The organism is Streptomyces sp. NPDC023157 (assembly GCF_055560575.1).
On sequence record NZ_JBVHIL010000003.1, the window covers coordinates 787,303 to 809,281 of the forward strand.

Below are 21,979 nucleotides of genomic sequence, written 5' to 3' on the forward strand. Positions count from 1 at the left end.
CAGACCGGGCCCGTGGTCCGGGCGCCGTACCGACGGCGTCCGGACCACGGGCCCGGTCTGTCGCGCGAGGAGGTCAGGAGGCCATGACCAGGTCTCCGGAGTCGCCGAAGGTGAGCTTGCAGGTGTCGGCCCGGTACGTGGCCACCGACACGGCCGCGGTGCCGCCCTCGGAGAGGTAGCGGGTGGTGACGACGAGGACGGGCGCGCCCGGCAGGCGGTCCAGTTCGCGGGCGTCGTCGGCGCGCGCGGAGCCGAGCTCGACGGAGCGGTCCTGCCCGTCGAGGACGAGGCGCTGGAGCTCGCGCAGCACGGAGCGGGCGTGGTCGACGCCGCCGGGGACGTCGACGGCACCGAGGCCGGGGACGGAGCCGGCGGGTACATAGAGCAGTTCGGCGGCGACCGGCTGGCCCTCGGTGACGCGCAGGCGGCGCACCACGTGCACGGGCTCGTCGGGGGTGATCTCCAGGACGCGGGCGACGGCGGCGGGCGCCGTGCCGGAGGCGGAGTCCACGGACTGCCAGGTGTCCTCGCCGACGCCGGGCCAGGTGTGCTGGGTGGTGGAGACGTCCACGCCGACCCGGGGCGGGGCGACGGTGGTGCCGACGCCGCGGCGGCGCTGCAGGCGGCCCTCCAGCTCCAGCTGCTCCAGGGCCTGCCGGAGCGTGGCGCGCGCGACGCCGAAACGAGCGGCCAGTTCACGCTCGTTGGGCAGGATCTCCCCGACCGCGAAGTCCGAGTCGAGGGCTTCGCCGATCACGGTCTTGAGGTGCCAGTACTTCGGCTCCGGCACTGATTCCAGCTGCGTGGTCCCCACCCTGATCCTCCGCACATTCGCCGTGTCCCGCGGCGGTTTTCCGCGCCCTTGTTTATTAAAGGTTCCTGCACTAACTCTGCGACCATAAGGCGCGGCACACCCTTGGTCAAGACCAATCCTCCGCCGAACGCCCCCGAATGTGACCCTCTGACCTAGATCGTTCACAGGACGTTCGCGTCCTGGAGAACCCCGCGCAGCAAAAGACCCCGCCCGGACCGCGATCGGGTCCTGGGCGGGGCGGCCGGGGCGGCCGTGAGCTCAGTCGAGGGCGAGGCCGCGCAGCTTGTCGGGGTTGCGCAGGATGTAGACGCAGGCGATCCGTCCGTCGCGGATGTCGATCTGGAAGACGGAGTCGACCGTGCCGTCGACCAGGGCGACCAGCGCCGGACCGCCGTTGACCTCGGCGTAGCGGATCCCGAACGTCTCCGCCGTGCCCTGGGAGACGGCGACGAGGAAGCGTCCGATCTTGTCGGCGCTCTCCATGATCCGCAGCGGGGCCTTGGACTTGCCGCCGCTGTCGCCGACGAGCCGGACGTCGGGGGCGAGGAGGGCGAGCAGCCCTTCGAGGTCGCCGCTCGCGGCGGCGGTGAGGAACCGCTCGGTGAGGTCGCGCCGTTGGGCCGGGTCGACGTCGTAGCGCGGCCGGCCCTCGTCGACGTGGCGGCGGGCTCGTCCGGCGAGTTGGCGGACGGCGGCCTCGCCGCGGTCGAGGGCGGTGGCGATCTCGGCGTAGGGGAAGCCGAAGGCCTCGCGCAGGACGAAGACGGCGCGTTCGAGCGGGGAGAGGGACTCCAGGACGACGAGGAGCGCGAGGGAGACGGAGTCGGCGAGCAGCGCGCGCTCGGCGGTGTCGGGCACGGACGGCCCGAAGTCGGTGATGATCGGCTCGGGCAGCCAGGGGCCGACGTAGGACTCGCGGCGGGACTGGACCTGGCGGAGCCGGTCGATGGCGAGCCGGGTGGTGATGCGGACGAGGAAGGCGCGGGGCTCGCGGACCTCGGAGCGGTCGTCGGCGGCCCAGCGCAGCCAGGCCTCCTGCACCACGTCCTCGGCGTCGGCGGCGCGGCCGAGCATCCGGTAGGCGACGCCGATGAGCATCGGGCGGTGCGCTTCGAACAGGTCGGTGGGGTCGGTCAGGGTGTCGGTCGGCACGGTTCCATCCCAGCTCACGCCGCGGTCCCTGTCCAGTTTCGGGCCTTGGTCTTGAACTCGACTCTACTCACCGGTAATTGTTGCTGACAGGGTGTCTAAGGGGTTTCCCACGACAGGAGCAGCCGATGTCCGCACAGATCTCGTTCCCGGTGGAGTCCCCCGGCGGGCCGCGCACGGTGACCGTCGCGTACGAGCGCAGGGGCCGGGGCGAACCGCTGCTGCTCCTCCACGGGATCGGCCACCACTGGCAGGCCTGGGAGCCGGTGCTCGACGTCCTCGCGACCGAGCGGGACGTCATCGCGGTCGACCTGCCCGGCTTCGGCTCCTCCCCCGCCCTGCCCGAGGGGTACGGGTACGACCTCGGCACGGTGGTGCCGGTGCTCGGCGCCTTCTGCGCGGCGCTCGGCGTCGAGCGGCCGCACGTGGCGGGCAACTCGCTCGGCGGGCTGCTCGCCCTGGAGCTCGGCCGCGAGAAGCTGGTGCGTTCGGTGACGGCGCTCTCTCCCGCCGGGTTCTGGTCGGAGGCCGAACGGCGCTACGCGTTCACGACCCTGCGCGCCATGCGGGGCGCGGCGCTCGCGCTGCCCGTCCCGCTGATCGAGCGGCTCTCCCGCAGCGCGGCCGGCCGCACCGCGCTCACCAGCACCATCTACGCGCGCCCCGGGCGCCGTTCACCCGAGGCGGCCGTCGCCGAGACGCTCGCCCTGCGGGAGGCGACCGGCTTCCACCAGACCCTGGCGACCGGCGGGAGCGTGCTCTTCACCGACGACGTCCCCGCCGTGCCGGTCACCGTCGCCTGGGGCACCCGCGACCGGCTCCTCCTGCGTCGCCAGGGCGTCCGCGCCAAGCGGGTCATCCCCGGCGCGCGCCTGGTCCGGCTGCCGGGCTGCGGCCACGTCCCCATGAACGACGACCCGGCCCTCGTCTCCCGGGTGATCCTCGACGGCAGCCGCGCCGTCGCCTGATCGCGTACGGGAGAAGAGGCCCGTGCCCAGGGCCGCCCCGGCCCCCACGAGGAGGCTTCCGGTGGCCTGCGGCAGGCCGAAGGAGCCGTGCGCGACGGCGGCGGCCGTCAGTGCGGCGGCCACCGGGATGGCGCCGGTATAGAGAGTGGCCCTCTCCATGCCGATGCGCTGGACGCCCATGTAGAAGAGGACGAAGCCGACGACCGTCGCCAGCGCCGCCTGCCACACCAGGGCGCCGGTCTCGACCGCCGTCGGCAGCCGCAGGGCGTCGCCGCCGTCGACGGCCAGGCCGATCAGCGCCGACTCCACCGCCGCCACCGCGCACACCACCGCCGTCAGCAGCTTCGGCCCCAGCGGGCGCAGCACCGGCACCGCCAGGACCGTGAAGCCGACCTCGCCCGCGAGGGCCGCCACCGACCAGCCGAGGCCCGCGAGGTCGGTGCGGCCCCAGCCCTGGACGGTGAAGGCGCCGGCGGCGACGAGCAGGGCGCCGTACAGTACCGGCCGGGCGGGCCTGCGGCCCTCCGTCAGCGGGACCAGGACGGCGACCACGACCGGTGCGCAGCCGACCAGGACGCCGGGCACGGCGGGCTCGGCGGTCCGCTCGGCGGCGAGCACGGCGAGGTTGAAGCCGACCATGCCGACGGCCGCGACCAGGGCCACGCGCAGCCACTGCCGCGCGGTGAGGGCCCGCAGCGGGCCGAGGGCGCCGCGGCCGAGGAGGGGCAGCAGGAGCAGACAGGCGGCGGCGTAGCGCAGCGCCTGCCCGCCCGCGTACGGGTAGGCGCCGAGCAGGCTGTTGGCGGTGAAGGACGCCCCGACGAGGGCGTAGGCGACGGTCACCAGGAGGGCGCCGCGCAGGGAGTTCGCGTTCATGGTCCCGACGCTAGGAAGCGGCGCTCTCCGCATTAAGGTCCACTTCCATGACGTCATCGGGGACCACTTGGGGCGCGGGCCGGGGGGAGGCCTCCGGGACCGCCCCCTCCGCGGGTGTCGCGCAGCCCGCCTGGGAGTTGCTGCTCCCGGCGGCGGGCGCTCCCGCGCGGGGGCGCGGGCGGGCGCTCCAGGAGGCGCTGCGGGAGGCGGTGCGCGCGGGCCGGCTCGGCCCGGGCACCCGGCTGCCGTCGAGCCGGGCCCTCGCCGCCGACCTCGGCGTCTCGCGGGGCCTGGTGACCGAGGTGTACGAGCAGCTCACGGCGGAGGGCTATCTGCGCAGCGACCGGGGGTCGGGCACCTGGGTGGGCGGGGCGGCGCGTTCTGCCGCGCCGGGGGTACGGGACCTGGCGCCGCGCGCGCCGGGTGTGCGGGTGGACTTCCGTTCCGGCACGCCCGACCTGGCGCTCTTCCCGCGCGCCGCGTGGGGCGCCGCCCAGCGGGCGGTCCTGTCCCGGCTCGCCCACCGGCAGCTCGGCTACCCCGATCCGCGCGGGCTGCCGGAGCTGCGCGCCGCGCTCGCCGCGCTCCTCGCGCGCAGGCGCGGGGTGGTGGCCGATCCCGAGCGCCTGGTGGTGTGCTCGGGGGTGGCGCAGGCCGCGACGCTGCTGGGCTTCGTCCTGCGGGCGCGCGGGCTGCGCACGGTGGGGGTGGAGGATCCGGGGAGCCCGGAGCACGCCCGCCTGTTCGCCGCGACGGGCGTGGACACGGTGTGGCTGCCGGTCGACGAGGAGGGCCTGGAACCGGGGCCGCTGGCCGCGTCCGGGGTGCGGGCGGTGGTGGTGACGCCCTCGCACCAGTTCCCGTCCGGGATCTCCTACTCGGCGCGGCGGCGGGCCGAACTCCTCGACTGGGCGCGGTCGGTGGACGGCTTCGTCCTGGAGGACGACTACGACGGCGACTTCCGCTACGACCGGGCCCCCGTCGGTGCGCTCCAGGGGCTCGATCCGGAGCGGGTGGCGTACGCGGGCTCGGTGAGCAAGTCGCTCGCGCCGGGGCTGCGCCTGGGCTGGATGCTGGTGCCGGAGTCCCTGCTCGACGAGGTGGTCGAGCGCAAGCGCACCATGGACCTGGGCAATCCGGCCGTCGACCAGGCCGTCCTCGCCCGCTTCGTGACGAGCGGCGGCTACGACCGTCAGCTGCGCCGCTGCCAGCGCGCCTACCGCGAGCGCAGGGACGCCCTGGTGGCCGCGCTGGACCGGCACTTCCCGGGCAGCACCGTGAGCGGCATCGCGGCGGGCCTCCACGTCATCGCCCGCCTCCCGCCGGAACACGGCCCGACACCACGCCTCCTGGACCATGCCCGGGCGGTGGGCGTGGCCCTGCGCCCCTTGGAGGAGTACGGCACGACCCGGCCGACGGACGGGGCGGTCCGTCTGGTCCTCGGGTACGCGCATCTGACGCCGGGGGAGATCGCGCTGGGGGTGGGGTTGCTGGCGGGGCGGGGCCAGGGGTGAAGCCCTCCGGGCGACGGACGCCGCTCGCCCCGCCCCGTTGTTCACGCGGGGTTCGGCTTCGCGCCTCCCCCGGGCGCTAGGCATGGGGGCGGCCCATCCCGCCCAGTCCCCGGAGGCGCTTCGATGTCCCACCGCACGCCCGCTTCGTCCCCCGCCCGCCGCACGGTCCTGCGCGGCTCGCTCGCCGCTTCGGCCGCCGCCCTCAGCGTCGGCGGCGGCGCGTTCGCGAGCCCGGCGCTCGCGCTCTCCGGGCGCCCCTCGGCCGCGTGGGGCGTGCAGACCGGTGACGTGACCGCGCACTCCGGCCTGGTGTGGGTCCGTTCGGACCGGCCGGCCCGCATGATCGTCGAGACCTCGTCCGGTGCGTCGTTCCGCCGCGTCCACCGCCACTACGGGCCGCTCCTGGGCCCCGGCACCGACTTCACCGGCACCACCGCGCTGCGCGGGCTCCCGGCGGGCGAGCAGATCCACTACCGGGTCACCCTGGCGGACCCGGACGACCCGCGCCGTACGGGCGAGCCCGTCACCGGCACCTTCCGCACGGCGCCCGAACGGCGCCGCGACGGGGTGCGGTTCCTCTGGTCGGGCGACATCGCGGGGCAGGGCTGGGGCATCAACCCGGACATCGGCGGCTTCCGCGCGTACGAGGAGATGCGCCGGCTCAACCCGGACTTCTTCCTGTGCAGCGGCGACACCATCTACGCGGACGGCGTCATCCAGCCCAGCGTCACGCTGCCCGACGGACGCGTCTGGCGGAACGTCACCACGCCCGAGAAGTCGAAGGTCGCCGAGACCCTGGACGAGTACCGCGGCAACTTCCGCTACAACCTCCTCGACCACAACGTGCGCGCCTTCAACGCGCAGGTGCCGTCCATCGTGCAGTGGGACGACCACGAGGTCCGCAACAACTGGTACCCGGGTCAGATCCTGGACGACCCGCGCTACACGGAGAAGAATGTCGACGTCCTCGCGGCCCGCGCCTCGCGCGCGTTCGGCGAGTACTTCCCCGTCTCCACGCTCCACGCGCGCGGCGCCGAGCGCCGGATGAACCGGGTGGTGCGGTACGGACCGCTGCTCGACGTGTTCGTGCTCGACATGCGCTCGTACCGCAACGCCAACTCGCCGGGCCGGCAGGCCGACGACACCACCGGCATCCTCGGCGCGGAGCAACTGGAGTGGCTGAAGCGGGAGCTGAGCCGCTCGCGCGCGGTGTGGAAGGTGCTCGCCGCGGACATGCCGCTGGGGCTCGTGGTCACGGACGGCGCCACCGACTTCGAGGCGGTGGCCCAGGGTGACCCGGGCGCGCCGCTCGGCCGCGAGCTGCAGATCGCCGAGCTGCTCCGGTTCATCAAGCACCGGCGGATCACCGGCACGCTGTGGCTCACGGCGGACGTCCACTACACCTCGGCGCAGCACTACGCGCCGGAGCGCGCCGCCTTCCAGGACTTCGCGCCCTTCTGGGAGTTCGTGTCCGGACCGCTGGCGGCGGGCGGCTTCCCGGCCAACAAGCTGGACGCCACCTTCGGCCCCGACCGGGTCTTCGTACGGGCGCCGGAGCGGGCCAACCTGTCACCGATGGAGACCCCGCAGTACTTCGGCGAGGTCGACATCGACGGCGACAGCGGGGAACTGACGGTGCGCCTGCGCGCCGAGGGCGGCACGGTGCTGTTCAGCAAGGTGCTCCAGCCGGGCCGCGTCGGGCAGTAACCCCGAAGCGGACAGCAGGTCGGGGCGGCCCCGGAGCAGGGCCGGGGCCGCCCCGGGCAGTGACCAGGGCGGCCTCGAAGTGCCTGGCCAGGGGCGGTCCCGGCCGATTGTCAGTGCCGGGTCCTACGGTCGTTCTCATGACGCGATCCGTACAGGCGCTCGCCTACGCACGCCCTTCTGCCCTGGAGTCCCTGGGCTCCGGCCGGCTGCTCGGACTGGAGACCTCGGGGGGCCTCACGCCGCGCGGCGCCGAGGCCCGTCCCCGGTTCTTCGCGGGCTTCCTCAGCTCGCCGCAGATCGCCGCGCGCGGACTGCTCGCGGTCGCCGACGTGGCCGCGGCCCGCTACTACCAGCGGATGCGGCCGGCGTCGCTGGACCCGGTGGTGACCGGCAACGGCGACCGGCTGCGCTTCGAGTCCTTCTCGGGCTGCGGCGGGGTGTACGCACGCCTGGACGTGCTGAGCGCGGGCCTGGACGGGGCGGAGACCAGCCACGGCACGACGAACGTGGACGTGAACAACCCGCTGCGCGAGGCCCTTTCGCGGCTCACCGGCGACGACCCGCTGCATCTGCGGGTCGGCCCGGACGAGTTGGCGGTCACCACGCTCGACGGCCCGGTCGTCGAGAAGAAGGTGCCGCTGCCGGACCGCTGGCTGCGCGGCTTCGCCGAGGCGCAGGTCGCCTCCGCCGGCTTCGACCTGCGCGCGGAGCTGTCGGGCGCCGAGGCGGTGCGCTTCCTGCGCTCGCTGCCGCGCTCGCGGGCCCGGGGCGCCGCCCCGCTGTGGGTGGTGCCGTCCGGCCGGACGCTGCGGCCCACCACGCGGCCCGTCCCGGGCGCGGTCTGCCTGGCCGGACCCGACCGGCTGATCGCCCTGGAGCGGGTGCTGCGGCACGCGACGGCGCTGCGGGTGTACGGGCCGGTGCCGGACGGCGGGCCCGCGCCGAGCGCCTGGGAGGTCGAGCTGCCCGGGATGCGGCTCACCCTGACCCTGTCCCCGGACTCGGCGCGCGGCTTCTCGGGCGAGGGCGGTGTCCTGGAGGCGCTGGCCACCGACGAGGCGGCCGGGGACGCGGAGCTGGTCTCGGTGCTGCTCGCCTGGGAGCCGCGGATCGACCCGGCCGACCTGGCCGAGCAGGCGGGCCTCTCCGTGGACCGGGTCCGGGCCGCGCTGACCCGGCTCGGCACGGCGGGGCGCGTGGGGTACGACGTGGCCGACGCGGCCTACTTCCACCGGGAGCTGCCGTACGACGCCGACCGCGCCGAGCGGCACAACCCGCGTCTCGTCGACGCGCGCGCCCTCCTCGCCCACGGCGCCGTCACCCTCGACGGCGAGCTGGCCACGGTGGCCTCGGCCGAGCGGCGCTACCAGGTACGGGAGTCGGCCGGCGGGCGGCTGAACTGCACCTGCGCCTGGTGGGCGGAGTACCGGGGTCGGCGCGGCCCGTGCAAGCACGCGCTCGCCGTGCGGATGGCCCGGCGGGGCGCGCCCGTCGGCACGACGGGCGACACCGAGGCCGCCGGTACGACGGTCTCCACCACGGGAGGTGCGCGATGACGCAGACCGGTACGGGCATCGGAACGGATAGGGGTACCGACCTGACCACGGACCTCCCGGCCGAGGTCGAGCAGCTGCTCGACGCGGTGCGGCAGGGTCGGCACGGCGATGTGCCGGGGCTGCTCACTCCGCTGGACGCGGCCGGGCGCAAGGCGGCGGTTCCCGAGCTGAAGCGGCTCCGCAAGGAGGTCCGCGGCTGGGACTGGGGGCGGTGGCGGGAGCAGCGGCGGGTGCGGAGCGCGTTGCGGCTCGCGGGTGCCGGCTGCATCACGGGGGCGGCCGCCGCCGCGGAGTGGATCGGCGGGCGCGAGTTCCTGGAGTGGGGGAACGAGGGTGCCGCGGTGCTCGGTGTGCTCGCGCACCGCGACCACGGGTGGCTCACAGAGTTGACCCGGCGGCTGGCGGAGCGGCCGGCCCTGGCGGAGGAGGAGTACGGTCTCGTGCACGGGCTGGTCCTGCTGACGGGCTGCCCCGCGCCCGCCACCGACGCCTACGTCCGGGGCTGGACCGCGGACATGGACCGCCGGAACCTCGTCGCGAGTCTGCGGCAGGACCCGCAGACGCCGGTTCTCGTCCCCCGCCTCCTCGACATGACCGAGACCCCGGACGCGGTCGCCTGGCAGACCGCCGCCGGTTCCGACGACCAGCGCTCCCACTGGCCCAGCGCGCTCGCGGCCCTCGCGGGCGAGGGGCTGCTCGACCGGGCGGAGCTGGTCGACACCTGTGCGGCCCGGCTGCTGCGGGGCGGCCGGCCGCGCGATCTGCGGCTGCCGCTCGCCCTGCTCCAGGCCGTCGGGACCACGGACGAGGAGCGACGGGCGCGGGTCCCGGACTGGCTCGCCATGGTGGCCGACGGCCCCTCGCCGGTGGCCGCGTACGCGCAGGAGGTGCTCGCGGGGCTCGCCCTCGCCGGTGCGCTGCCGGTGCGGGAGCTGGCGGAGATGTCCGGCTCGGTGCTGTTCCGCACCGAGAAGAAGCTGGTGCGGGCGCAGTTGACGCTGCTGGCCAAGGTGCTGCGTCGGGAGCCGGGGGCGGCGGCCGAGCTGCTGCCGGTGGTGACGGACGCGTTCGGGCACGAGGACACGGCGATCCAGGAGCGGGCCCTGAAGCTGGTGGGCCGCCATCTGGCCGCTGTGGACGGGCGGGTGCGCGAGGAGCTGGCCGGTGCGGCGGTGCTGCTGAGCCCGGTGCACCGGGCGGCGGCGGTCGAGCTGTTCGGGGCGGCGGCGGCCGGCGACGTCCTCCCCTACGAGGAGGTGCTGCCGCCGGTGCCGGAGCCGCGCCCGGTGGCGCCGACGGCCGGGAGTGTCGCCGAGCTGATCGAGGACCTGGTCACCGTCGTGCGACGGCCCGGCGAGCCGGCGGAGTTCGAACGGGCCCTGGACGGTCTCGTACGGCACGCGCACGGGGACCGGGCGGCGCTGACGGCGGCGGTGCGGGAGACGTTCGGCGACGTGTACGGGGTGAACGGCGGGAACCCCTTCGCGTACGGGCCGCAGGGGATCACGGTGGTGATGGCCGCGCTGACGGGCGCGGTGCGCCTGTCGCGGATCACCCACGGGCGGCGGGGCGGTACGGCGTCGTGCGGTCACGCGGGGCCCACCGGGGTGGTGGAGGCCCGGCTGTGGGAGGCCGCGTGGCTGGTCGCCTCGTCGGCGCCGGTGCCGTTCCTCCTTGCGACGCCGACCCTGCACACCGGTGCGATCGACGCCCCGGTGCTGGTCGAGCGGTTGCGGGAGTACCGGGACGCGGGGGTCGAGCCCGCCCCCGTGGACCTCGCGCAGGCGCTGCTGCGGGTGCGGAGGTCCGGTCCCGAGGTGTCCGGGGCCGCCGAGGGGGCGGCGGCGCTGGGCACCCGGGCGGGCGACCGGCTGGCGGCGTGGCTGACGGCGGACGTCTCGCTCGCGCCCGGGGTGCGCTTCCTGGACCGGGGGCCCGACATCCGTTCCGGGCGGTGGTGGCTGGCGGACCGGATCGTGGTGGCGTTCCGGGAGCGGCGGACGATACGGGAGGAGTTCCCGCCCGCGTTCCAGTGGCTGAGCGGCGAGTCCGCGGAGGTGGCCCACCGGTGCCACCACTGGTCGGCGCAGCGTCCGCACTGGCCGGGCGTGCTGCCCCAGGACCGGGAGACGCTGGCGGTGTGGCTGCTGCCGGAGGTGGGCAACGGGTCGGAGTGGGACACCCGGGGCTCGGCCGAGGGGCTGACCGCGCTCGCCGAGGGCGAGGGGCCGGTGGGGCCCGCCGTCCATGCCGCGCTCGCCGTGGGTCTCGGCGGCCGGCACGCGGAGGACCGGCTGACCGCCGTCGACGCGTTCCTGGTGCTCGCCTCCCGGGGCGAGTTGGACGCCGCGGCGGTGGGCGGGCGGCTCGCGCTGCTGATGGCCGAGGGGACGGTGAAGCCGAACCGGCTCGCGGACGCGACCCGTACGGCGGCGGCGACCGGGGCGTACGGGACGGTCTGGGCGGTGCTCGCGGAGCTGCTGCCCGGACTGCTCGCCGCGCCGAAGCCGCCGCGCGGGCTCGGGGAGCTGCTCGCGGTGGCCGCGGAGTGCGTCGAGCGGTGCGGGGCCGGGGGCTCGCTGCCGGGCCTCGCGGAGGCGGCGGCCCGGGCGGGCTCCTCGCAGGCGGTGACGCAGGCGCGGCGGCTGCTGAGCGCACTCGAACAAGGAGCCGATCAGACCACGTCATAACCTGTCGAAATCGGCCACAAAGCCAGCAGATCGGCACTTAACCCGTCGGTCACAAAGCGTTCGTGATCACGCAACACCGCTGGGTCACAGTGAGGTCATGGACTCCATGAACCCCCGGAAGAACGCCCGGCCCACCCACCGCTGGCGGCACGACGTGATCGAGCTGGCCGCGATGTTCACCGCCGTGGTGGTGGCCGATTCGATCGCCAAGACCATCGCCAAGGGTCCCGACGGCCCCTACCTGCTGGTGTTCTCGGCGATCGCGCTGGTCGCCACCGCCGCCTTCCACACCTGGTGGGCGCGGCGGCACAGCCATGCGCCGCCCGCCGACGATCCCGGCGGCAGCGGGGAACACCCGCCGCCGGCCGCCGACGCCGGGACCGGTCCCGTGGAGGAGTCCGCGGGCACGGTCCTGTGGCGCATGCGGACCACGGTCCGCGACACCCCGGGCAGCCTCGCCGCCCTGTGCGCGGTGCTCGCCCGCCACGGGGTCGACATCCTGACCCTCCAGACCCACCCGCTCGCCGACGGGACCGTCGACGAGTTCCTGCTGCGGGCGCCCGCCGCTCTGGAGACCGCCACGCTCACCCGGGCCGTCGCCACGGCCGGCGGCAGCGACACCTGGACCGAGCGGGCCGACGCCCACGACCTCGTCGACACCCCGACCCGGCTGCTCGGCCTCGCCACCCGCACCGCCCTCGACTCGGCCGAACTCCCGCTGGCGCTGCGCCAGCTGCTCGGCCGGTGCACCCTCCACTCGGTTCCCGCCGTCTCCCTCAGCGGCCGCCCCAACGGCGAGACCGCCCCAGTGGAAGGCGTCCTGGAGGAGACCAGCATGCGGCTGCGCGACCCGAACGGCGGCACGCTGGTCATCGAGCGGCCCTATCTGCCGTTCACCCCGACCGAGTTCGCCCGCGCCCGCGCGCTCGTCGAGCTCGACGCCCGCCTCGGCCCGCGCGTCCCGCGCGCCCAGGACGTGCTCACCCTGCCCGAGGGCAACGCGATCACCGTCCGGCGCGCCGACCAGCGCGACCTGGCCGCCGCGCGCGCCCTGCACGACCGCTGCTCCGACCGGACCCTGCGGCTGCGCTACCACGGCCCCGTCGGCGACGCCGACCGCTACCTCGACCACCTGCTCAGCCCGCGCTTCGGCCGCACCCTCGCGGTGCAGACGGCCTCCGGCCGGATCGTCGCCCTCGGCCATCTCCTCTGGGACGGCGACGAGACCGAGGTCGCCCTCATGGTCGAGGACGACTGGCAGCGCCGCGGCATCGGCGCCGAACTCCTCAGCCGCCTGGTGGCGATGGCCGAGGAGGCCGGCTGCGACAGCGTCTACGCGGTGACCCAGTCCTCCAACACCGGGATGGTCGCCGCCATGCGCGGCCTGAACCTGCCGCTCGACTACCAGATCGAGGAGGGCACCCTGGTCATCACCGCACGGCTGGACGACCGGTCCGCGGACCGGCGGGAACCGGCTCCGCGCCCGGAGCAGCGGCCGGCCGGGCGCTGAGCGCCGCGGACAGGTCCCGCCACAGGCCCTCGACGCCCTCGAGACCGCTGCACCCGTAGAGCGGGCGGACGGCCACGACATGGCGCAGCCCGAGGCTCGCCCGGCTCAGCAGGACGGCGCTCAGGGCCGCCATGCCGCCGGCGAAGGCGACGGCGGATCCGGTGCCCTCCAGGCGGGCCGGCGCGGTCTCGAAACGTGCGGTGGTCGGGTTGTCGAGGCGGGCGTAGACGGGCGGGCCGTGGGGCCGGGCGCCGGTGGCGGTGAAGGCGTCGGTGCGGGCCGCCTCGGCCCGGGTGTCCCCATGGCCGATTCCGTCGCACTGGACACGGTCCATCCGCACATACTTCGCCTGCTGCAGAACGATGCCCTGACCACCTGTCGTGAGCTCGCCTCCGAGGTCGGCGTCGCGCCTTCCACGTGCCTCGACGGGGTGGCCCGACTGCGTCGCTCCGGAGTGATCCTCGGTCACCGCCTACAGCTGAATCCGGCCAAACTCGGCCGGGGTCTGGAAGCGCTGCTGCTGGTCCAGGTCCGCCCGCACCGGCGCGAACTCATCGGCCCCTTCGTCGAACGCGTCCGGGCGCTGCCGGAGTCGCGGGCCCTGTTCCCTCTCACCGGACCCGACGACTACTTGGCGCACGTGGCCGTCGCCGACCCCGCCGACCTGCGGCGTCTCGTCCTGGACGAGTTCACCTCGCGGCGCGAGGTGGCCCGGGTGGAGACCCGGCTGATCTTCCAGCAGTGGGAGTGCGGGCCCCTCCTTCCCCCCGTCCCGGGCGCTCATTTGTCAGCCGACTGAGATCGATCGAGGGTGACGCGGAGAGCTCGCTCGGGCGAGGATGAGTCCCATGCCAGAGACTTCCAGCATCGTGCTTCCCCGTCAGGTCGCCGACGAATACGTCGACGCACTCATCGAACTCGACCCGATCACCGGTACCTACCTGGGAGTCAAGGAGAGTTCGGGCCGCCTCCCCGACTTCTCCCCCGCCGGCCAGGAGGCCATGGCCGAGCTCGCCCGTCGCACGCTCGCCCTCCTCGACGAGGCCGAGCGCCGGCCAGGTGCCGAGGACGAGGCGGAGCGGCGCTGTGGCCGGCTGCTGCGGGAGCGGCTGAACGCGCAGCTCATCGTGCACGACGGGGACGAGGGCCTGTGCGCGGTGAGCAACCTCCGCTCGCCCGCGCACAGTGTGCGCCTCTCCTTCACCATGCTCCCCACCGAGACCGAGGAGGACTGGACGGCGGTCGGCCGGCGGCTGCGCGCGGTGCCCGAGGCCCTGGCGGGCTACCGTGCCTCGCTCGCCCTCGGTCTGGAGCGCGGGATGTACGGCGGCCCTCGGGCCACGGCGACCTTCGTGGGCCAGCTCACCGAGTGGGCGGGCGCGGGCGGCACCGGCGAGAACGGTGAACCGCGCGGCTGGTTCGAGGAGTTCGCCTCGGCCGCCGACGAGCCGGTCGGCAAGGAGCTGCGGACCGAGCTGGTGGAGGCGGGCGCGGGCGCCGACCGGGCCGTCGTGGAGCTGCGCGACTGGATGCGCGACGTGTACTCCCCGGCCGTGGCCGGCGCCCCGGACACCGTGGGCCGCGAGCGCTACCGCCGCTGGTCGCGCTTCTTCAACGGCACCGAGCTGGACCTCGACCAGGCCTACGCGTACGGCTGGTCCGAGTACCACCGGCTGCTCGGCGAGATGCGCGGCGAGGCCGAGCGGATCCTGCCCGGCGCGGGCCCCTGGGAGGCGCTCGCCCACCTCGACGAGCACGGCACCCACATCGAGGGCGTCGACGAGGTGCGGGCCTGGCTGCAGCAGCTCATGGACGAGGCGATCAAGTCGCTGGACGGCACCCACTTCGAACTCGCCGAGCGGGTCCGCCGCGTGGAGTCCCGGATCGCCCCGCCCGGCGGTGCCGCCGCCCCGTACTACACCGGCCCGTCCGAGGACTTCACCCGCCCCGGCCGCACCTGGCTGCCGGTCGACGGGCAGACCCGCTTCCCCGTGTACGACCTGGTGTCGACCTGGTACCACGAGGGCGTGCCCGGACACCACCTGCAGATCGCGCAGTGGGCGCACGTGGCCGACCGGCTCTCCCGCTACCAGGCCACCATCGGCAAGGTGAGCGCCAACACCGAGGGCTGGGCGCTGTACGCCGAGCGCCTGATGGACGAGCTCGGCTTCCTCGGCGACGCGGAGCGGCGGCTCGGCTACCTGGACGGGCAGATGATGCGGGCCTGTCGGGTGATCGTCGACATCGGCATGCACCTGGAGCTGGAGATCCCGGCGGACTCGCCGTTCCACCCGGGCGAGCGCTGGACGCCGGAGCTGGCGCAGGAGTTCTTCCAGCGGCACAGCAGCCGCCCGCCGGCCTTCGTGGAGAGCGAGATGACCCGCTACCTGTCGATGCCGGGCCAGGCCATCGGCTACAAGCTGGGCGAGCGGGCCTGGCTGCTGGGCCGGGCCAACGCGCAGGCGGCGCACGGTGACGCCTTCGACGCGAAGGCCTGGCACATGGCCGCCCTGTCGCAGGGGCCGCTCGGCCTGGACGACCTGGTGGACGAGCTGTCCCGGCTCTGACCGGCATGCGCCGGCCGGGCGGTCCGAAGCATGGGAAGTCCCCGGGGTTCGCTTGCGCTCCCGGGGATTTCCCTGCAAGGTCACGCCCATGACCAGCGGATACATCCCGGACGCCACGGACTGGCGGATTCTCGACGCCCTCCAGGAGCAGGGCCGGGCCAGCTTCGCCGAGCTCGCCCGCGCGGTGTCCATGTCGGCCTCGGCGGTGACCGAGCGGGTGCGGCGCCTGGAGGAGGCCGGGGTGATCGCCGGGTACACGGCGGTCGTCGACCAGGAACGGCTCGGCCTGCCGATCCTCGCCTTCGTGCGGCTGCCCGAACGGGAACTACAAGCCCTTCCACGACCTCGTCGCGGCCACGCCCGAGATCCTGGAGGCGCACCACGTGACGGGGGACGACTGCTTCGTCCTCAAGGTCGCCGCCCGGTCCATGAAGCACCTGGAGGAGATCTCCGGGAAGGTGGGCACGCTCGGCTCGGTCACCACCAGCGTGGTGTACTCCTCGCCGCTCCCCCGGCGCGCGATCAGCCGCTGAGCGCGTCCCCTCCGGTACGGAGCCGCACCGCGGAGCCGTGCCGGTCCTTGACGACCTCCAGCTGGGCCGGGATCCGGCGGCGCAGGTCGCCGACGTGGCTGACGATGCCGACGCTGCGGTCCCGCTCGCGCAGCGAGTCCAGGACGTCCAGGACCTCGTCGAGGGTCTGGTCGTCGAGGCTGCCGAAGCCCTCGTCGATGAAGAGGGTGTCGAGCCGGATCCCGCCCGCCTCGTCGGTCACGACGTCGGCGAGGCCGAGGGCGAGCGCGAGGGAGGCGAAGAAGGTCTCGCCGCCGGAGAGGGTGGCGGTGTCGCGCTCGTTGCCCGTCCAGGCGTCGACGACGTGCAGGCCGAGCCCGGCGCGCCGGCCGCCGCTGCGGGCGTCGGAGTGGACCAGGGTGTAGCGGCCGGAGGACATGCGCTGGAGGCGGGCGGTGGCCGCGGCGGCGACCTGTTCGAGGCGGGCGGCCAGCACGTACGACTCCAGGCGCATCTTGCGCTCGTTGTCGGCGGAGGTGCCGGCGGTGAGGGCGGCGAGCCCGGCCACCCGCTCGTACTCCTCGCGCAGCGGCCCGAGGCGGCGGGACTCGGTGTCGGCCTGCCGGGAGAGCCTGGTCAGTTCGGCGTCCCGGTCGCGTACGGCAGCGAGGGCGGCGGAGGCCTCGCGCAGGGCGCGTTCGGCGGCGGCGTGTGCGGTCCCGGCGGTGCCCGGGTCGGCGGGCGGGAGTCCGGCGGCGGCCGCGGTGGCGGGCTCGGCGAGCCGGTCGGCGACGGCGGCGGCCTCGGCGTCCCAGGCGTCGACCCGCTGCTGGAGGCCGCGGCGGGCGGTCTCGTCGAGCAGCGCGGCGGCGGCCTCGGCCGGGGTGTCGAAGCCGTTGCGGAAGGCGGCGTCCGCGAGCCGGGCGTCGGCCTGCTTCAGCGCGCTCGCGGTCTGCTCCGCGGCCCGTACGGCCTCGGTGGCCTCGATCAGCAGGGCGATGCGCCGCTCCAGGACGGTGGCGTACGCGGCGACGCTGCCGGACTCGCCCCTGGTGCGGTCGAGTTCGGCCTCCAGGGCGCTGTGCTGCTGCTCCAGCGCCTCGCGGCGCGAGGTGCGGGCGGCGACCCGGCGCTCGGCCTCGCGCTGGGCGGCGCCCCGCTCCTCGTACTCCCGCTCGGCGCGGGCCAGCGCCTCGCGGGCGGCGTGGGTCTGCGCGGCGAGGGCGTGCGCCTGGGCGTGCTCGCGGGTCAACGCCTCGACCTGCTGGGCGAGTTCGGCGACGCTCGGCCCGGCCTCCTGACCGGCCGCCGGGTCGGTGTCCTGACCGGTGGCCGGACCGGTGTCCGGGGCGAGGGCTTCCCGGGCCGCCGCCTCCCGGGCCTCGGCGGTGGCGGCGACGGCGGTCTCGGCCGTGGTGCGGGTCTCGTCGGCGCGGGTGTAGACGGCGTAGGCGGCGTCCTCGGCGGCGCGGTCCACGTGGTCGGCGGTGGTGCGGGCGGGGTCCGGGTGGGCGGCGGAGCCGCAGACCTGGCAGGGGGCGCCGGGTTCGAGGGCGGCGGCGAGCTCGGCCGCGATGCCGCGCAGGCGCCGGGACTTGATGTCCAGCCAGCTCTCGTGGGCCTCGTTGCGCCGCTCCCGGGCGGTGGCGAGCCGGTCGCGGGCGGCGGCGAGCTCGCGGGTCAGGTCGTCGCGGCGGCGGGCCGCGGCGAGCCGGCGGCGGGCGGGGTCGAGGCGGCCCGCGAGGTGCTCGGCGCGGGCCGTCGCGTCCTGGGCGGCCTCCACGCGCCGCTGGAGCGCGGCGCGGTGCGGCTCCCAGCCGGCCAGCCAGTCGGCGGCGTCCTGGAGGAACTCCTCGTCGGCGCGGGCCTCCCGGTCCAGGGTGGCGCGCTCGGCGGCGAGCTCGGCGCTGCGGAGCTCGGCCCGGCGGGCGGACTCCAGGCCGCCGCGCTCCTCGCGGAGCCGCCGCTCCCGGGCGGACAGCTCCTCGGCGCCGGCCTCGGCGAGCTCCGCCGGGAGGCCGGAGCGGACCCGGCCGAGGGCGGCGCTCGCCGCGCGGTGCGCCCGCTCGGCGTCGTCGCGCAGGTCGAGCGCGGGGGCGACCCGGTCGGCCTTGAGGGAGCGGTCCAGGTCCTCCTGCCAGGCGTCGCGCCGGGGCCGCCGGTCGGCCAGCTCCTCGCGGCGGCGGACCGCGTCGGCGTACCGGGTCTGGCGCTCGGCGAGCTCCCGGGCCGCGTCGAGCGCCGCGCGGGCGCTGGTCTCGCGCCGCTCGGCGGTGTGGAGGCGCAGGGTCGCGATGTCGAGGTGCTCGCGGGCCTCGGTGCGGGCGAGGGCGGCCCGGGTCCTGACGGCCTCGGCGAGGCCGGGTTCGCCGGGGCGTTCGGCGACGGCGGCGCCCCCGTCGCCGGCGGCCTGGGCCATCCGGTGGGCGAGGGCCAGCAGCCGCTCGTCGCCCTCGCGCACCTCGTGCTCGGCGGACCGGCGCAGCTCGGCGAGGCGTTCCTCGACGGCGGCGAAGCGGCGGGTGTCGAAGAGGCGTCCGAGGAGCCGGCCGCGGGCCTCGGCGTCGGAGCGCAGGAAGCGGGCGAAGTCGCCCTGGGGCAGCAGGACGACCTGGCAGAACTGTTCGCGGCTCATGCCGAGGAGCTGGGTGATCTCCTCGCCGATCTCCTGGTGGGAGCGGCTGAGGCCCACCCAGGTGCCGGTCTCGGCGTCGTAGTGACGGAGCCGGCTCTGGGCCTTCTCCGTGGTGAAGCCGTCGCCGCGCTTCTTGGGGCGCTGCTGGGCGGGCCGCCGGGTGATCTCCAGGCGCCGCTCGCCCACGGTGAGTTCGAGGGTGACCTCGGTGGACGTGCCGAGGGGGGCGTGGTCGCTGCGGAGGCTGGTGCCGGGGGCCTGGCGGGCGCCGGGGACGGCCCCGTACAGGGCGAAGCACACGGCGTCGAGGACGGAGGTCTTGCCCGCGCCGGTGGGCCCGTGGAGGAGGAAGAGCCCGGCCGTCGACAGGGCGTCGAAGTCGATCTCCTGGGTGGTGCCGAAGGGCCCGAAGGCGGTGATGGCCAGGCGGTGCAGTCTCACCGGTCGCTCACCTCGCGCTCGGCCGCGTCCACCCGGACGGTGTCGAAGGCGCCGTACAGGACCGCTCGTTCGGCGCCGTCGGGGCCGGTGCCGCCGCGTACGTGGGCCACGAAGTCCTCCGCGATCTGCCGGTCGTCGCGGCCCTGGAGCCGTCGGGCGTAGGAGACGAGCGGGTCGCCTTCGGCGCGCTCGGGGTCGAAGACCAGGTGGAGGGCGTGCGGGAAGCGCTCGGCGAGCCGGGCCATGGGCTCGGCGGGGCGCACCGGGTCGGTGAGGGTGGCCTCGACCCAGGACTCCTCGTGGCGGGTGAGTCCGGGGTCGGCGAGCAGGTCGTCGAGCCGTCCCCGGATCCGGGCGAGCGGCCGGGGCACGGGGCAGTCGACGCGCTCGGCGGTCTCGACGGAGCCGTCGGCGCCGAGGTCGATCAGCCACATGGTCTTGCGGTGGTCGGCCTCGGAGAAGGAGTAGGCGAGCGGCGAGCCGGAGTAGCGGACCCGGGGGGTGAGGGTCTGGCTGCCGTGGAGGTGTCCGAGGGCCACGTAGTCGACGCCGTCGAAGACTCCGGCGGGGACGGAGTCGACGCCGCCGACGGTGATGTCGCGCTCGCTGTCGCTGGCCTCCCCGCCCGCGACGAAGGCGTGCGCGAGGACGACCGAGCGGGTGCCTTCGGGGCGGGTCGCGAGGTCGGCGCGGACCCGGTCCATGGCGGCGGAGAGCACGGCCTCGTGACCGGCCTTCTCGGCGCCGAACCGCTCGCGGACCAGGGCCGGTTCGAGGTAGGGAAGTCCGTAGAGGGCGACGTCGCCGTGGGCGTCGGCGAGGACGACGGGGGTGCCGGCGCCGGCCGGGTCCGTGCGCAGGTGGATGCCGGCGCGCTCGATGAGTCCGGCGCCGACGCCGAGGCGGCGGGCCGAGTCGTGGTTGCCGGAGATCATGACGGTGGGCACCCCGGCGTCGGCGAGCCGGTGCAGCGCGGTGTCGAAGAGCTCGACGGCGGTGAGCGGGGGCACGGCCCGGTCGTAGACGTCCCCCGCGACCAGGACGGCGTCCACGGCCCGCTCGCGCACCGTCGCCACCAGGTGGTCGAGGAACGCGGCCTGGGCGTCGAGCAGGGCCACCCGGTGGAACGACCGCCCCAGGTGCCAGTCCGACGTGTGCAGAAGCCTCATGATCCCTGAGCGTATCGGTGGGGTACGACAGCGGCGGCGGCAACGACAGGACCGCCGGCGGCGGGGCGCTCCCGCGCGGACGGCGGCAGGGTCTCACGCATCGCCGTACGCCTCTCCCCCGAGCTCGAACCCGGCGGTGCCCGCCGTCGCGTCGGCGAGCCAGGCCGTGAACTGCGTCACATCGGCGTCGGGCAGCCCGATCTCGATGGTGACCTCGGCGCCGTAGCTCACCTCGCGGACGGACCGCCCGGTGGCGCGCAGGTCGTTCTGCAGCTTGCCCGCGCGCTGGTGGTCGACGGTGACGGTGGCGAGCCGGTAGCGGTGCCGGGTGACGGTGCCGAGCTCGTCCAGGGCCTCGCCGACGACCCCTCCGTACGCGCGGATGAGGCCGCCCGCGCCGAGCTTCACGCCCCCGTAGTAGCGGGTGACGACGGCGGCGACGTACCGCATCTCGCGGCGCAGCAGCATCTGCAGCATGGGCACGCCCGCGGTGCCGCCGGGTTCGCCGTCGTCGGACGCCTTCTGGACGGAGGCGTCGGCGCCGACGACGTACGCGAAGCAGTTGTGGGTGGCGGTGGGGTGCTCGCGGCGGATGCGCGCGACGAACTCCTGCGCCTCCCCCTCGGTGGCGACGGGCGCGAGCGCGCAGATGAAGCGCGATCGGTTGATCTCGGACTCGTGGACGCCCTCGCCGGCGAGCGTGCGGTACTGCTCCTGCATCCCGCCAGCCTAAGCGCCCGGCCCGGGAACACCGTCCCGGCCGCCTCGGTTGCAGGCTGTGGAAGACGCAGCAGACCCGACGCGCCAGGAGGCGGAGCATGTACGGCAGCCCGGAGACCATCCGCAGGATCCTCACGGAGAGCGGCGACACCTGGGCGGTCGTCGGCCTGTCCAGCAACCGGGGGCGGGCCGCCTACGGAGTGGCCCAGACGCTGCAGCGCTTCGGCAAGCGGGTCGTGCCGGTCCACCCGAAGGCGGAGACGGTCCACGGGGAGCAGGGGTACGCGTCACTGGCCGACATCCCGTTCCCGGTGGACGTGGTGGACGTCTTCGTGAACAGCGAGCTGGCGGGCGCGGTGGCGGACCAGGCGGTCGCGGTCGGCGCCAAGGCGGTGTGGTTCCAGCTCGACGTCGTCGACGTCGAGGCGTACGACCGGACGCGGGAGGCGGGCCTGGAGATGGTCATGGACCGCTGCCCCGCCATCGAGATCCCCCGCCTCGGCTGACCGCCGCTTCTCAGGCCTGCGGGCCTCGGACTCCCGAGGCCCCAGACCCCGAGTCCCCCCGAGCCTCAGGCCTCCAGGCCGAGGCCCTCCAGGACGACCGCGCCGGGCAGCTCCGCGAAGGCCTTGCCCGGCACGAGCAGCTTGCCGCGGCGCCGGCCGCTGCCGACCAGCACCCAGGGGAGGTCCACGACGGCGGCGTCGACCAGGACCGGCCAGGCGGCGGGCAGGCCGACGGGGGTGATCCCGCCGTACTCCATGCCGGTCTCGCCGGTCGCCGTGTCCATCGGCGCGAATCTGACCTTGCGGGAGCCGAGCTGTCGGCGCACGACGCCGTTGACGTCGACCCGGGTCGCCGAGCGCACCACGCACGCGGCCAGGGTCGTCGTCTCGCCGCGCTTGCCGGCGACGATCACGCAGTTGGCGGAGGCGTCGAGGAGCTCGGGCCCGTGGTGCTCGACGAAGGCGGCGGTGTCGGCGATGGCCGGGTCGGTGTCGACGTAGAGGATCTGGCCCGCGGGGACGCTGCCCTGCCAGGCGCGTACGGCGGCGGCGACCGGCGCGGTCAGCTGCTCCAGGCAGTCGGGGGCGGGCCGGGCGTCGTCGAAGTCTCCGAGGGGTGCGCGCATGCCGGGCACGCTAACAAGT

The 21,979-nt window shown here is 75.4% G+C and carries 15 protein-coding genes and 3 pseudogenes; 10 read left to right on the top strand and 8 right to left on the bottom strand.

The genetic code is table 11. From position 1 onward, the window contains the following. Positions 1 to 73 precede the first annotated feature (73 nt). Both ACZ3ZE_RS14510 and ACZ3ZE_RS14515 read right to left on the bottom strand, forming a co-directional pair. On the bottom strand, positions 74 to 814 hold the full coding sequence (locus tag ACZ3ZE_RS14510) for a GntR family transcriptional regulator (protein WP_361177986.1): 741 nt from the start codon (positions 812 to 814) through the stop codon (positions 74 to 76). A gap of 258 nt (positions 815 to 1,072) precedes the next feature. Beyond that, positions 1,073 to 1,966 carry an RNA polymerase sigma-70 factor gene (locus tag ACZ3ZE_RS14515; protein ID WP_363292258.1) on the bottom strand — a complete coding sequence of 298 codons (894 nt, stop codon included), beginning with the start codon at positions 1,964 to 1,966 and terminating at the stop codon, positions 1,073 to 1,075. Between the two features lie 125 nt (positions 1,967 to 2,091). Here ACZ3ZE_RS14515 and ACZ3ZE_RS14520 point away from each other — a divergent pair, with 125 nt between their 5' ends. Continuing rightward, positions 2,092 to 2,931: an alpha/beta fold hydrolase gene (locus tag ACZ3ZE_RS14520; protein WP_361177991.1), complete on the top strand. Its 840-nt coding sequence runs from the start codon at positions 2,092 to 2,094 to the stop codon at positions 2,929 to 2,931. A 39-nt stretch (positions 2,932 to 2,970) separates the two neighbouring features. Here the strand turns inward: ACZ3ZE_RS14520 and ACZ3ZE_RS14525 are convergent. Next, positions 2,971 to 3,864: pseudogene (locus ACZ3ZE_RS14525) on the bottom strand (EamA family transporter); the annotation flags it as partial. On the opposite strand from ACZ3ZE_RS14525, the gene pdxR reads away from it, so the two are divergent. From pdxR to ACZ3ZE_RS14550, 5 genes are all read left to right on the top strand, one after another. Then, the gene (gene pdxR, locus ACZ3ZE_RS14530; RefSeq protein WP_361177993.1) at positions 3,855 to 5,321 is read left to right on the top strand and encodes a MocR-like pyridoxine biosynthesis transcription factor PdxR; all 1,467 of its coding nucleotides are present in this window, start codon (positions 3,855 to 3,857) and stop codon (positions 5,319 to 5,321) included. The pseudogene ACZ3ZE_RS14525 and the gene pdxR overlap by 10 nt on opposite strands. Before the next feature lie 123 nt (positions 5,322 to 5,444). Then, positions 5,445 to 7,028 carry an alkaline phosphatase D family protein gene (locus tag ACZ3ZE_RS14535; protein ID WP_361177995.1) on the top strand — a complete coding sequence of 528 codons (1,584 nt, stop codon included), beginning with the start codon at positions 5,445 to 5,447 and terminating at the stop codon, positions 7,026 to 7,028. Positions 7,029 to 7,165: 137 nt separating this feature from the next. Further along, a complete protein-coding gene (locus ACZ3ZE_RS14540) occupies positions 7,166 to 8,584 on the top strand; it encodes an SWIM zinc finger family protein (RefSeq protein ID WP_467259228.1) in 1,419 nt (472 codons plus the stop codon). Next, positions 8,581 to 11,274: a DUF7824 domain-containing protein gene (locus ACZ3ZE_RS14545; protein WP_467259230.1), complete on the top strand. Its 2,694-nt coding sequence runs from the start codon at positions 8,581 to 8,583 to the stop codon at positions 11,272 to 11,274. Before ACZ3ZE_RS14540 ends, ACZ3ZE_RS14545 begins: the two co-directional genes overlap by 4 nt. A 106-nt stretch (positions 11,275 to 11,380) precedes the next feature. Next, positions 11,381 to 12,784, top strand: a complete 1,404-nt coding sequence (locus ACZ3ZE_RS14550; RefSeq protein WP_467259292.1) for a GNAT family N-acetyltransferase — start codon at positions 11,381 to 11,383, stop codon at positions 12,782 to 12,784. Positions 12,785 to 12,802: 18 nt separating this feature from the next. Here the strand turns inward: ACZ3ZE_RS14550 and ACZ3ZE_RS14555 are convergent. After that, a pseudogene (locus ACZ3ZE_RS14555) lies at positions 12,803 to 13,082 on the bottom strand (PLP-dependent transferase); the annotation flags it as partial. A gap of 3 nt (positions 13,083 to 13,085) precedes the next feature. Between ACZ3ZE_RS14555 and ACZ3ZE_RS14560 the strand changes: the two are divergent. From ACZ3ZE_RS14560 to ACZ3ZE_RS14570, 3 genes and pseudogenes are all read left to right on the top strand, one after another. Beyond that, positions 13,086 to 13,583 (top strand): Lrp/AsnC family transcriptional regulator, encoded by a 498-nt coding sequence (locus ACZ3ZE_RS14560; RefSeq protein ID WP_467259233.1) that lies wholly within the window; start codon positions 13,086 to 13,088, stop codon positions 13,581 to 13,583. Between the two features lie 49 nt (positions 13,584 to 13,632). Then, on the top strand, positions 13,633 to 15,351 hold the full coding sequence (locus tag ACZ3ZE_RS14565) for a DUF885 domain-containing protein (RefSeq protein ID WP_467259236.1): 1,719 nt from the start codon (positions 13,633 to 13,635) through the stop codon (positions 15,349 to 15,351). A gap of 88 nt (positions 15,352 to 15,439) precedes the next feature. Then, a pseudogene (locus ACZ3ZE_RS14570) lies at positions 15,440 to 15,884 on the top strand (Lrp/AsnC family transcriptional regulator). Here ACZ3ZE_RS14570 and ACZ3ZE_RS14575 read toward each other — a convergent pair. The 3 genes from ACZ3ZE_RS14575 to ACZ3ZE_RS14585 all read right to left on the bottom strand — a co-directional run bounded on the left by ACZ3ZE_RS14575 (position 15,874) and on the right by ACZ3ZE_RS14585 (position 20,828). Next, on the bottom strand, positions 15,874 to 18,939 hold the full coding sequence (locus ACZ3ZE_RS14575) for an AAA family ATPase (protein ID WP_467259238.1): 3,066 nt from the start codon (positions 18,937 to 18,939) through the stop codon (positions 15,874 to 15,876). The pseudogene ACZ3ZE_RS14570 and the gene ACZ3ZE_RS14575 overlap by 11 nt on opposite strands. Further along, positions 18,936 to 20,108: an exonuclease SbcCD subunit D gene (locus tag ACZ3ZE_RS14580; RefSeq protein ID WP_361178011.1), complete on the bottom strand. Its 1,173-nt coding sequence runs from the start codon at positions 20,106 to 20,108 to the stop codon at positions 18,936 to 18,938. The genes ACZ3ZE_RS14575 and ACZ3ZE_RS14580 overlap by 4 nt, the downstream gene beginning before the upstream one ends. A gap of 93 nt (positions 20,109 to 20,201) precedes the next feature. After that, complete coding sequence (locus ACZ3ZE_RS14585; protein ID WP_361178012.1) at positions 20,202 to 20,828, bottom strand: YigZ family protein; 627 nt, start codon at positions 20,826 to 20,828, stop codon at positions 20,202 to 20,204. Between the two features lie 98 nt (positions 20,829 to 20,926). Between ACZ3ZE_RS14585 and ACZ3ZE_RS14590 the strand changes: the two genes are divergently transcribed. Then, complete coding sequence (locus tag ACZ3ZE_RS14590) at positions 20,927 to 21,334, top strand: CoA-binding protein (protein WP_361178015.1); 408 nt, start codon at positions 20,927 to 20,929, stop codon at positions 21,332 to 21,334. Between the two features lie 65 nt (positions 21,335 to 21,399). On the opposite strand, the gene ACZ3ZE_RS14595 is transcribed toward ACZ3ZE_RS14590, so the two are convergent. Continuing rightward, the gene (locus ACZ3ZE_RS14595; RefSeq protein WP_467259241.1) at positions 21,400 to 21,960 is read right to left on the bottom strand and encodes a YbaK/EbsC family protein; all 561 of its coding nucleotides are present in this window, start codon (positions 21,958 to 21,960) and stop codon (positions 21,400 to 21,402) included. Positions 21,961 to 21,979 lie beyond the last annotated feature (19 nt).